Below are 12,446 nucleotides of genomic sequence, written 5' to 3'. Positions count from 1 at the left end.
TTCATGTGCTACTCGGCTCAAGTCGTGGCGGACTATCGAAAATTCGTGCGCATGTTCGGCGCTTTGATGGACATCCACGAGTTCGCACGCCTCTTTTTTGAGCGAGCCGAAGGCGCGAGCAAAGCCAAAGTACCGAAGGCAATGGAAGATGCTTTTGCAGAACCGAACACCGATGAGGAACGCGCCATCAAAGCGGCCATCGACCGGTTTAACGGAGCCCAGACTACAAAGCTCGAACAGGACCTGTTCAAGCAGCGTAAGCGGCTAGCGGACGCCGAGCGGACGTTGCAGACCAAGGTAACTAAAGCGGCATCCGAGAGTCAGCGAATAGCCACCGATAAAATCGCGTGGACCCTTGGCAAGCTTGACGACATTCAGCGTGCCGAGCTGAAGCCGAGAGACTCGCGCATATTTCCCGGTCACTATGCCCCAGTGATGGTGTTGGAGAATGGGCAGCGCGTCGTCAAACCCATGCGCTATCAGTGTCGTATTGCTGGCAAGCCGGCATCATACGATGTGAAATATCCGGGCACGTATAACGCTCGGCGCGACAATCTGGAAGGGTTCTGGAAACCATGCTTCGGATACACGCACGGTGTCATGCTTGTCGACGTCTTTTACGAAAATGTCAGCAAGGCCAAATTCGAAGGTACGCTGTCTGAAACTCACGACCGGAATGAGAACGTCGTTCTGGAATTTCGGCCGAGCAACGGCGAATTGATGCACGTCGCCTGCTTGTGGTCTCGATGGAGCGCATCCGGTCAGCCAGACCTGCTCTCATTCGCTGCTATCACGGACGAGCCACCCGTCGAGGTTGCCGCCGCCGGTCATGACCGTTGCATTATTCCTATCAAGCCCGAAAACATTGATGCATGGCTCAATCCAGACTCGAAGAATCTGGATGCCATGTACGCAATTCTTGATGACAGGGACCGACCGTATTATGAGCATCGATTGGCCGCATGAGCGATGCGTGACCATGCGACACACAAATGGAAGGCCGGACTCACCCTGCTTATAAAGCGGCAAACGTACCGGAACGTTCGCGTCGGACACTCCACTTCTGGACTTGACGTGCGTTGCTATCGACAACGTGACGGGTTTGCGAGCAAAGGAATGCTACGTTTGCCTTCGATGCGACACCGTCTTTGTACGGATTCTTCAGAAACCGCGAGTGCAGTACGTGTGGTCGCTCGTGAACGCAGTCATTGACTCCAGCGTCAAGCGACGCAGGAGTCTGACATTATCGCTACGGAATCACTTTGCGGAGGCCTTCTTCTGTGCTGCTCGTACTGCTTGGACGACGCGTAACGATGTGTCCTTCCTAGTTGCTCCTTTGGCTTGACCTGTTGAGGGGCGCACGACAGGGCTATCTGCAAGTGCAAACAGGTAAGCCGCGGGGTCTTCAACTGACGGAAGCAATGCAGGCGGCCGGCCACGTCCATTCCATGTCGCACCGGTTTCCGGGTCACGAAACTTGACGTCCAATGTCTCCGATTTGTCGGCGCTCTGTGGGCCCGTCCGCCTCTCCAGTTCGGCTTTTTTGTATGAATCAATATCAGCCGTAGTAAGCCCGTACTTTCCCATCAATTGGCTGATGGTGTTTAAAACTGCATCGGACCTCCTAGCGGACAACTCTGCGGATTCTGCTCGCAGCTGCGTCAACTTCTCTTGAATAGCCTCTAATGTGGTTGCCATATTTTTGTCACTGAGGGCTAATCCAGGTAGACCGGGAATCACGTCGTCTCCGCCAATGGTGCTTGCGGTCGAAGTTATTCCATTTCAATGAAGAGGCGCTCACTCATTTCGTCAAAAAGCGAGCCTATTTGCAATGGGCTGCATCGATTGCTACCTGGGTACCCACTCAATCAATCATGGCATACCCCTTTCCCGTCGCTCGTCTGCCCTTTCTGCAGCATCTCCAGTTTTATTCGCCGCGATGTCCGGCGCCTTCTTCGTCTTCCAGCCAGAACGTCGGAACCAGCTTGCCTCCATTTCGCCATTCCTGGACGAAGTGAATGCCTGTCTGTCCGTCCCAGAACTGATGCCCCGCATGGTCGAGCACAATAATCTGGAGGTGGCCTTCGTAGGTCGACGCGGCAGCACCAAAGGTTTTGAAGAATCGCTTCACGGCTTCTGAATCTTCATCCGGTACCTTGTAGTTCTCTTCAATACTGCCATCAGTGAGTCGCCGCGGGAAATATACTTGACTTGGTTGGTCAAAAACGAGCAATCCTGGAACAGGTGAGTGATTTTCTCGCGAGAAGAGAAGATGGAGCGCCAGAAGTGCCGCAACGTGATAAGTGAGCCAATTTGCACCGCTTCCAAGCTGCCAAAGGTAATCGGCGCCGCCATTTTCGTTACTAACTTTGACGGTCAGTTCTTTCATGTCGAGCTGCACAGCAGCATTTTTGTCTTCGGCATCTAGATTCTCGGCAATCCGCCCCATCCACCGCGTCAGCCGCTTCTGAGCCCGCTCGAGCCTTGCATGGTAGGAGTGACCCGACAGCTCCCCTTTCAACTTTTCAATACGCGCCAACATCTTGTTCAGTTCATCCTTTGACGCGCTACTCTCTCGGCCTTTATACACGTCGAGTGCTTGCTCCAGCGCGCCGATGAAACGTGCGGCCTGCGTGACCAGCAAGTTTTGCTGCCTCGCGCGCTGATTCCGCGCTTCAATTCCTTTCCTGGTTGCGGCTACTGCGCCGAGTTCATCGACAAGCTCACGCAGTTTTTTTTCCAACGCGACCCAGTCACGGTCATATACCGATGGCGCACGCGCAACTCGTCTCGCTTCAGACTCTACAACTACAAGCGCATCGACAAGTGTCTCGACTTTCTCAGCATGGCCATCAAGGGACTGACTGCACACGGGACATGCTACGTCGACTGTCTCTTCAGTATGAGCGCGTAGCCACCTCGACAGTCCAAGGCGTTCCTGCCGGGTGTTGAGCGATAGTTCGAACTGATTGACCGAAGACCGAAGGTCAGAAAGTCGGCTCATGCGATGCCGAACTTCTGCTATTTCAGCATTCAGGGTCGCCTCTTGTTTTGCCAATTGCCCGTACTCATCGACCACCTTTGCGATGACTTCAGCATGCAGTGTCGGCTGGGGCAAGTTGGCTGTGGTCAACCCTGAGAGAGCTTCCAATATGGCAAGTTCCTCAGCATCCTTCAGTGAGTCTGCCGGTAAAAAGCCGAGCTCATAAGCCTCGGCCACCCAGTTCCCAAGGTTCGCTCGCCACGTTGCGGATGCGCGCTCGTAAGCAGTCAGCTCCTTTTCGAGAACGCGCGCCGCTCTGCGAAGGCTTTCGTACTCCCACTGCTTCTCGAGGATTTCAGGCGTCGTTACGCCTAGAACATACGGAAATATCGCCCGCAGTTTCTCTCGGTGCTCCGTTGTGTCCGCGCGGTAGAAGAGGACGTCGGGATTCGCGACCAAGTTCTGCGGCTGGAAGCAGAACGCCATCAGGTCTCGAAAGCTGGGGCGCCCCGCGTAGCCACTCGTTGTGTTTTGGGCGTCTGTACCGAGGCGCGTCAGCCTTGCCAACCGGTCCATCGTCAGCTTAACGCGGTCGACGTTGGTATTCGCGATGGGCACATCTAGCGGAGTCTTGCCTTCCTGCACATCCTTGACGTACATATCAGTCGAGGTTGGCTGCCTTCCTGGTTCAGGCCGCGCAAGCAGCATTAGCCCCTCGTCCGTATCAACTACGATTCCAAACCACGCCACTGCTTTACGGATGACACCAACCGGGATTGCACACCGCTCTGACCCGAGACAGTAGTCAATGATTGGAATAATGGATGACTTTCCGGTCTTCGATGCGCCAGTGATGACGTTCGCTTTGTCTCGCTCGAACGGCACTACCTGAGGAGAAATGCCTGCCTTCCTCGGCCACAAGATGAGTTCAATAATTTGCAGCTTCAATCTACAGCTCCAGACGAAAAACGAAGCAGAATTCCCGCAACGAAACCCCTGCGGCCCAGCGTCCCAACTTCTCAGCTGCCTTCATTAGTTCTTTGGGCATCTTCCCTTCCAACACCGGAGGCTCTTTTACACGGCAACGAAATGTAGCCTCTTCGGTCTGGACGGATAGCAGGCCGGCCCGCAGAGCGATGCCTAGACTTTCACTCGACAGATTACGCATGCTCAAGACGTTCATTTGTGCCGTCGTCGAGATGGATTCATCATTGTTCAGCTTTTCATCAATCTTGCGCAGACCCTTGTTGGTCCTGACAACGACTTCAAGAGTCGACTTGTTGTACAAAAGTGGAATTACGAAGAACGCATATGGAAGAGGCACTGCATCCTCCGATTGCGACGCGAACGCCCGTCCGAACTGCCATATCAGCGCGGCACCGAGTCCAGGATTTTGGACTTCCCACATCTCTTTGTTGAGCATATAAGACCTAAATCGCGGCTGCCGATACGAGCGCCTTCCAATCAGGATGCCACCCAATTTTCAGGTCGTTCGCAATCTCGTGGAAGCTCCCCCGAGAAAAATATGTTGGAACGTTCACCGTCTGAATTCGCGCCTCTTTCGTCATGCAGAGAAGGAGAAGCTTCACACCTCGCTGGATTGGTGTTTTCTCCGTATGGAGCGTCTTAACCTCCAGTGAGCACTGTTTCCAATGGTCTTGCAGCTCTTCAACGAAGGGACCGATACTACGCGGGTTCAGATATCCAAGTGCCGCCCACGACGTCCGCGCCGACGAAGCTCGCATATAGTCTTTGATATAGGTTTCAATCATTTCATCCTCCAGCTCAAGAACATTCAGCTGCCGGACAAAATTCGAGCCTTCGAGATGCTCCTCGATTTCGCTTCGCTGGGGTGTGAGCGTGTGTTCTGGAAACTCCGTCAGCTTGCCCATGACTCGCTCGTAAACAACGAGGCGATACTCCCTGAAGTCGTCGAAGGGGATGCCGACAACCCGGCGCGCTTCAATCTGCGCCATCACCTGGGTTTTCGTCCAGCCGAGAAGCGATTCCGTTACTTCGTCGACGTGCTCAATGCGAACATGCGCAGAAATTTCTGCACGCACCTCTTTCACTGGGGACGCACTTCCTTTCTCAATAGAGAAATACGTAACGATGGAGGCAATAACTTCGTCGTTGTTGGCGAACACTCTACGAAGCTGCTTAACAAGCGCCGCAGGGCTCTCATCGTCAAGCTCTGATTCGTCGCCCGACGGGCCACTCCGGACCCTATTCGCGGCGCCCTTGCCCGCCCTTTTTACCTCTTCGGTCTCGAGGTCCTCGGCGAAGCGTTTACGAAGCCTCCCAACGAGTTCAATGGCGTCGTCGGTTTTAGTGCAGTTGTGCAATTCATCCGCAATCGGGCCATCGTAGGGTTGTGCCACGTACAAAACATAGACCGAAGCGACCGGCAAGGAACCGTCACGCCGCGCATCAATCCAGTTGGCCAAAGTTTTCCAAAGCGATACAGCTCTATCCGCAATTGGATTGTGAGCGAGTCCACTCTTATCCTCTTCGGAGACCACTCGACCATCTGTGGTCCGGGTAGAAACGTCACCAAGATGCTCGAATGCGACTACATCACCGGTCCTCGCACGCATGAGATGCCATAGGACTCGAACTTCCTGGACCAAAATCCCATATGCTTGACCCGGAACAGAAGAACTCCGCTTCACACGCGGCTTCTTCTCAATTTTTTCTTTGGTAGACATGGCAGCTTTTTCACAATGGCATCATTTCTCCGATGACGCCGAGGTGGTCTTTTCTTTCTGAACCTGCTGATACAGCGCAAACCCATGAGGCGTGACGAACCCGCCAAACCATCAACCCCCGGTCATTTCCATTGGCAGCACTCCAACTACAAGCTACGTCAGTTACGCATCAAAGCAATCGAGGTAGACGAAGACCCTTATCCTCGAGGAATGCCCTAACTAGAACTTGCCATCGTAAGATTGTGCATGCAATCACACCTCAAATCCATCGAAGAATGAATGGTTAGTTGCCTTTGCAACGTGGACCCACGGGAGTCTTTGAAGCCATATCGAAACTATGCAAAAGACATACAAGCCTTACCACGGCGCCGCTACCCTCAGACACACAGTATTGAGCGACGGGGAAACATGGCTCAACACTACCGCTCCGGCGCCTACCATCAACCCAGCCATGATGGCGCGCGCAGCTATGCCGAGACAGCGGGGCAGCCGCCGCAGATTGGATTGCCGAATCGGACGACCGCATTTCGTTCCGTTTGCGTTTCGCAGGCCGCGCAATATTCAGGACGTAAAAGCCGGACACGAGGGTTTCCCGCTAGTTGTAGTCAGCGGCCGGCACCGTCGCCCGGCCGTTTTAGCGCGAGCTGCTCGCACGACGGGTGCTTCAACACTTCTCCCATGGCCTCCGTTGCTTCCATGTATCGTGACTGCATCCAAATGGAGCTTTCCTCCAGAATCTGCGCGGTGTAGTCGGTCAGTTCGCATCGCTCTAGCAAGTCTGCTACAGCGTCCAGTTTTCCAAAAAAACGCAGGGTGTTTGCTACGTGCTCTAAGGCGGAGGTCTTTTCGATGAGATGAAAGACCGAATGTCTGAACTCGTCCTCGCCTGATGACCGCTTCGCCAGGAAATCCCGAATCGAGTAGTCTCGCTCTCGCTCGAAGGCCTCGCTGTAATGCAGTCTATCCCGTGAGAAATAGAACATCGCGCTTAGCTCGCCGAAAGCTTCTGGAGTCACTTCGTTCGACAATCGCGGCCAAGCTGTCATTCGAACGTCGCGTTTGTCGTCCAATATATCTCTCAGGTCAAAGGCTTCGTAACTCTCTGCTTCTTTGATTAAGGCATCGACATCGTTGGGAACTCCCTTGAACTGCCTCCTCAATTTGTCAAGGTCGTGATAGTCGCGCCAAGAATCAAAAAACAACTGTAGATGCGTAACAGTTAGGTGCAGAAACGGTTTCGGTGCATCAATGAGCGCAGCCATTTCCAAGTTTCGCTCGATGATTTTCACCGCTTTAGAAAACTCCTGCCCGCTCAGCCCGAACCGCGAGCAAATGTCATTTTTCGCATCAGTAAAAACGGACGTTGGCCAGTCTGCCCGGGGCGGCAAACTGTATGCCACGCAGATAAGGTCGAATCGCGACAGATTTGCTGTGTAGGTTTTGTAGCGATATTCATCTACCAGTCTCGCTCCCAAACGGTTCAGGTCCTTCAACTTCTCAACAAGCAACTTGAACTTCTTCCACAAAACTCCAAGGTTGATAATCGCTAGCTGTGTCAGATGCTTTTGGTTGTCCCTATCAAACGGATAACGGAAGACTTGTCCTGTTGCGTCTACCTCAGCGAAATCTGCAATACCCCTATCCAACTGCGCTATTAGGTCCAAATACCGACGGTCAATTTTTGCTGCATGCTCCTTGAAGTAATTCCACAGTCGACCAATATTATGTGAAGTCTCGACGTCTATATCGGTCAAACGGATGTCATGATGGACAAGAGATGGAAACACTCCAATTGCTGCTTTTAAATAAAGCTCTATAGCATGCCGCATGTTAAAGCAGATAGGATACACAAACGTATCCGTTGAATGCTTCAAACCCCTGTTCTCAAGGACCTGTTCCAGCAAAACGTTCGCGGCATTCGCGAACCCTTCAGCATAGTCGACAATTCCTGGCGAGCCGTTATTTCCCACGCATGCATTTGCCCATGAAGGAGATGAGTTTCTAAAAGTTTCGTTAGCGAATCGCTCAAGCATAAAGGCCTAGGTCTTGATGTAAGGGATGGCGTGCCCTCATATTTTATCGCCCATCGACAGAAACAGGCCGCAGGTCAAGACGATGCCAAGTAAGGTTCAACCCGGTCGTTTCCGCCACAGAAATGGAATTCATGTTCACACCGAACTCCGTCAGCACCCTGACCACATTTCTCACGCGCAACAGTTGACGTCGCCAGGCATCGGCAAATTCGGAGGTAACTGAAAGCAAACTTCCCGCGGTCAGTTGCAGTTTGTGCTGACTGTGCTACCTAAGCTGGTTGAGGTACAGTGAACGCCCAGACTGGTCAAACGGACCGTCTGAGGTTGGCGGGCATTGACCGCTTGCATGTAGTTTGCCCACGCGTTCATGCTGTTTGCAAACTGCTGACTCGCAAGCTGCTGAGCCTGCAACTGATGGTCTTGGTCTTGTAACATCCGGGCCTCCCGATATTTTTCGGAAGCGTCAACGGCCGCCTTCCCAACGGCATAGCGGCGCTGGGCAAACTCACCATATGTCAGCTTCTGCTGGTAAAGGCTGACCACCAGCTCACTGACCTTCGCCTCCGCCTCCGAACCAAATGCCATTTCCTTTCGGATGACCGTTTCTGCGAGCGGTGAGGCGTTTGCGGGTATCGGATTTACCGCTCGTTCGCGCTCCATGCAGGCGTCACGCAGCGTGGCCCACTTGGAGATGAGCGGGCGCTCAGCGGAGGACGGGAATGAATCGAGTGATGCGTACTGAAACGGCGGCGGTGAGTCGAGCTTGCGGATGAACTGAATCTTCTCGCGCAACGGGTCAAGTTCATGCGCGGCCATGTCAGCGTCGCACTGTTGGTGTGCAGCGTCGAACTGAGCTGCTATTGCATCGTGCTGAGCCTTCGCGGCATCCGCTGCCTCTTTCCGATGGAGGCTGCCCCCGCCGTTAGCGTACCCTCGCGTTCCCGGAAGACAGTCCGCCCATGCGATACCAATTGCACAATCGGCAGGATGGTTGGCGAATCCAGGTCCTACGGTACTGCATGCTTCAAGCAACGCGACCGTTACTGACAAACCAGCGAGCTTCTTGTTCATTTTGATGAGCCCCATGCGCGCAGAATCTCGCTGCCCTCGACAGGGAGCAACCCGCGCGATATTTTGTTTTAGCGTGAGGATTCTACTATTCGTCGACACACACGTCGCTACTCCGCGCGGGCGTAGCATGCCGAACAGCATTCGTGCAGGCACGGGCGCCTTGGCGGAGGACGAGTGCCATTATTTCGCAACTGACGTCGGTTTATCTGAAACCATCGCTCCCCCGCCAGCAAGCTCTACGGATGTCGCGCGGTGCATCCGCTTACCGTCATGAACTCCAACGTATAGACCTGCCGGAAACGGCGCCGTGCCGACTATTACAAAAACGAAGCCCGCCAGTTCCGCCTTCCCAGCCACTTGCGCCGCTTCCTCAGCCAGGGCAAGGTCGTCCGACGACGGATGAGGATGTGGCTCGGGATGCGTGTGCCACAGGCCCACACAATGCAGTCGTGCCTCAAACATTTTCCTGCGTTCCGCGTCGACGAAGGTTTTATCCAACACAACCCGGGTACGTCCCGCCGTCTTCGGTCGCAAGACTGTTGCAATCTGCAGTGTTATCTCCTGAGACAGCAGTGACGCCGAATACAACTGGCCAACGCTTTCGTTGGTGAGCCGCCCCCGCTGGACATGAGCGCTCAAAGTGTTGATTACATCATCACTGAAAACCAGCTGCCACTGCGCCCCTGGAATGGCGAAGCTCAGCATGATTCCCTACCCCGGCCGCTAAGCACATCGGCAAGTTCACGCGTCAACCGCACCGAATGAAAGCTGTCGTCCGACTGCGGAACCAAGGGTCCAGGCACAACACGCACACCTAGTGACTCGAAGAAGGCCGATGAACGCACGGTCGACCACACCATTGACCGCAGTCCTCTTTCATCATCCAAGACGCGCAATATGCATTCGCAGGTAGTCGCAGCAGCTTGCGACGCGTCCGCTGGCCCATACTCGTGGAAACCGGAATTGCATGCAGGAAGAACGATTTCCGTATCTTCGTGCCATTCTGCGACGTGAATCTGTAGGACAGGGTCGTCCTTAGGCCACACGGTATCGCTGTCGACTAACACAGTGTGCGAGGCGGCGCAGAAGGGTTCCATCCAGGCGTGAACAATCGGCGTACCGCGGAAAATGCTCTCGCGAACCTGGCTGAGAAATGTGCGAACGCTTTCCTCACCAGTGCAATCAATCACCAGGTCAAACGCCCCGGGGCGACACTCGGAAAGAATCCAGTCACCAGCTGCCGCGCCATGACCTTTGACAACTGCTCCCGGGATGTCTGCGTTGAGCTGGGCGGCCAGCTCCGCGGCCTTCTCATGAAACACCGCACGCATCCCAAGCGGATGCCGGGAAACGTTCTCCGGCATCAGAACTTCCTTGTCTACGAGTGTCAGGTTTTGAAGACCAGCTTTTGCCAGGAAGATGGCCAGAGGCGCTCCCAACGAGCCGCAACCCAAGAGCAGAATCCGCTTCTTCCTGCGCTTCTCGATTCCGCCGAGCCGCTGGTCGCGAACGATAGCCCAGTCGGGGTCCATGCGGGTCACTTCGCGCGGGACGATTTTCGGACCGTCACAGCTGCGAAGCACCGGCTCAATCAGCTGATAAGCGTATGCAGCGTTCTCCGCGGTCAGGATAACGTAACGAGCCGGTGGCTGCGACGGGTTTGCAGCCCACCACTCACCAAGATTGAACGCTCCGTCGGATGACTCCTTCACAAGCTGAGCGAGTTCGCTAAACGTTCGCGGCCAGCTGCTCGGAGTCCAGCAAATCGATGCGGGGAGCGGCACGAAAAGCGCTCGCCCTATTTCCATGGTTTTATGCGCGAGCTTATGCCGTTGAGCGAGGAAGTTCGGGTCCACGTTGGAGCTGCAAGCCAATGCGATGCGACCATTCAGGTAGGATGCCACGCGGCCCTCGGCGACCATATGCGCACGCCCAAAAGCATTGAAAAGTCGACTGACACGTCGGCGCATTGAGGTGTCCCCGCCGCCCGTGCAGAAGCGATTCCAGTAGGCAAGCGCCTCACGCTCGAATTCGTCGGTCACCCATGCAATGTCGCGACATTTGTCCAGGAATATTTGGAAAGCTCCGAGCACGTCGCGAACAGCCTGCACTGGCTCATCGTAGGCGTTTGCCGTACGGTTGCCGAGGCAGACCAGCCCCGGTCCCTCCACGTGCGGAAGGAGGAGGCAAAGGGCCCTGTTAACCATAATGCGGGGAGGCAACGCTGGGAAACCACGCGGCAAGACAAGCTTCACACGCGTGTATCCCCGCAGCACGGGGTGCTGGAGGTCGAACTCCCAGATGTGACTCGAGCCGGAGCGTGCTCCGACGCGCGTCAGGAATTCTGAACCGGCGCCATCAAGCCAATGAACAACTGCTTCAATCTGCTTCTGAAACTGCGCCGCCTGCACTTCATGACTCATGCAAGGGTGTTCTTTTTGCTGCCCGACGGGACGGGGACGACAGGGTCACGCCGCTCGCCACCCGGACCAGACCTAATCAGCGAATTCAGAAGGCCGGACGGCGCGGGAGCGAAACTAGCCTTCCATGCCTGCACACCATCCTCTCCGAAGACTTTTCGAATCTGTGCCTCGCCGCTACGCGAATATGAGTCGGCAAACAGCGCTTTGAGGTCGGACTTGAGCTGCTCGTGCCAGCCATAGAACGCACGCGCTCGCTTCCCCTCATCTTCATTCCAGCGCTCTGCGAAGTTCTCGCCGACATGACCGGGGTTGCAAACGCTATATCGACCGCTATGAAAAGCAATAAAATCGGGCATGCCCTCTACCACATCGAGCAACACCTCGATAGCGTTCGAATACATGTGGCGATTCACAATTGCGGCGTTGTACGCGTGCGTTGCCAGAGTCACCAGAATTACCGAAATCGGCTGCCCTTCTTTGACTTCGTCGGATTTTCCGTAGTACTGCAGGTCACGGTGAAGCTTTATGAGCTGCACAGTGCGGCGAAGAATGTCGTCGATTGCAACCTTCTCGGAAGGCAAGTCGTCGATTTGATGGCGTGCCTCGGCTTTCGTCAAACGCACCGACTGGAACCCAAATTTCTGCTTCGCAGCTTCACAGAACCAGTCTGCAAAGTCTTCCGGGTTTGACGGAGTCCAGTGCGTCTTCGGGTCGCGAACACGAAGGTCCGTGCCGGTAATCTCATAACTACCAGGCAACGCGGGCGTGACGTCGAAATAGAACGGCTCGTTTGCATATTGCAGGCGCCAGCAGCGCGCCTTCGGCTTCGGCTCGCCGGCGGCGTCGTTGAGCCCGCGCAGCGAATCGCCGAAGGCGTTGAAGAATTCGTCAGAGTCCACACCGGAGAAGTGGTCACCTCCCAGCTTCACGACGATATCGAGGTCAAATTTCTGCCTGCCGCGTGGCGCTACGGTTGTCTGCGTACGCATTGAACCCTGGACGACAATATGGACGTCAGTCTCATCAACCTCCAGCTTTCGTGCCACTTGCCTGGCGAGCGTCTGGTAGTGCGCCCTAGCGCGGTCGCGCTCCTCTTTGCTTAGCTCCAGCTTCGAGAGAAGTCCCGCCATCAATTCTTCCCACTGTCGAGCTTCCTGGTCGAAGGTTGCCTTCTCCATGAAGGCTTTGGCTAGCGTACGGTTGTTGGTCATTTCTGGTCTCACTCCGC

Annotated in this window: 9 protein-coding genes; 1 reads left to right on the top strand and 8 read right to left on the bottom strand. The window is 54.9% G+C overall.

All coding sequences use genetic code 11. From position 1 onward, the window contains the following. Positions 1 to 3 precede the first annotated feature (3 nt). Positions 4 to 966 carry an SOS response-associated peptidase family protein gene (locus ABH945_RS22890; protein ID WP_074769020.1) on the top strand — a complete coding sequence of 321 codons (963 nt, stop codon included), beginning with the start codon at positions 4 to 6 and terminating at the stop codon, positions 964 to 966. 961 nt (positions 967 to 1,927) lie between these two features. On the opposite strand, the gene ABH945_RS22885 is transcribed toward ABH945_RS22890, so the two are convergent. The 8 genes from ABH945_RS22885 to ABH945_RS22850 form a co-directional block, all read right to left on the bottom strand. Continuing rightward, the gene (locus ABH945_RS22885; protein ID WP_429252039.1) at positions 1,928 to 3,931 is read right to left on the bottom strand and encodes a DUF3732 domain-containing protein; all 2,004 of its coding nucleotides are present in this window, start codon (positions 3,929 to 3,931) and stop codon (positions 1,928 to 1,930) included. 1 nt (position 3,932) lies between these two features. Next, a complete protein-coding gene (locus ABH945_RS22880; RefSeq protein ID WP_074769026.1) occupies positions 3,933 to 4,406 on the bottom strand; it encodes a three component ABC system middle component in 474 nt (157 codons plus the stop codon). Positions 4,407 to 4,413: 7 nt separating this feature from the next. Further along, positions 4,414 to 5,691, bottom strand: coding sequence for an ABC-three component system protein (locus tag ABH945_RS22875; RefSeq protein WP_074769028.1), 1,278 nt, complete (start codon positions 5,689 to 5,691; stop codon positions 4,414 to 4,416). Between the two features lie 605 nt (positions 5,692 to 6,296). Next, positions 6,297 to 7,661 (bottom strand): hypothetical protein, encoded by a 1,365-nt coding sequence (locus tag ABH945_RS22870; protein ID WP_074769030.1) that lies wholly within the window; start codon positions 7,659 to 7,661, stop codon positions 6,297 to 6,299. Between the two features lie 303 nt (positions 7,662 to 7,964). Continuing rightward, positions 7,965 to 8,795 carry a hypothetical protein gene (locus tag ABH945_RS22865; protein WP_143026348.1) on the bottom strand — a complete coding sequence of 277 codons (831 nt, stop codon included), beginning with the start codon at positions 8,793 to 8,795 and terminating at the stop codon, positions 7,965 to 7,967. 180 nt (positions 8,796 to 8,975) lie between these two features. Then, positions 8,976 to 9,500: a Mov34/MPN/PAD-1 family protein gene (locus ABH945_RS22860; protein WP_083380051.1), complete on the bottom strand. Its 525-nt coding sequence runs from the start codon at positions 9,498 to 9,500 to the stop codon at positions 8,976 to 8,978. Then, entirely contained in the window at positions 9,494 to 11,218 is a 1,725-nt protein-coding gene (locus ABH945_RS22855) for a ThiF family adenylyltransferase (protein ID WP_074769034.1), read from the bottom strand. Before ABH945_RS22855 ends, ABH945_RS22860 begins: the two co-directional genes overlap by 7 nt. Further along, the gene (locus tag ABH945_RS22850) at positions 11,215 to 12,429 is read right to left on the bottom strand and encodes a nucleotidyltransferase domain-containing protein (RefSeq protein WP_074769036.1); all 1,215 of its coding nucleotides are present in this window, start codon (positions 12,427 to 12,429) and stop codon (positions 11,215 to 11,217) included. The genes ABH945_RS22855 and ABH945_RS22850 overlap by 4 nt, the downstream gene beginning before the upstream one ends. Positions 12,430 to 12,446 lie beyond the last annotated feature (17 nt).

This window comes from Paraburkholderia sp. GAS333, assembly GCF_050435665.1.
GTDB classification, from domain to species: domain Bacteria; phylum Pseudomonadota; class Gammaproteobacteria; order Burkholderiales; family Burkholderiaceae; genus Paraburkholderia; species Paraburkholderia fungorum_A.
Note: the sequence above shows the minus strand (reverse complement) of the source record. Positions and strands in the feature narration are given on the sequence as shown.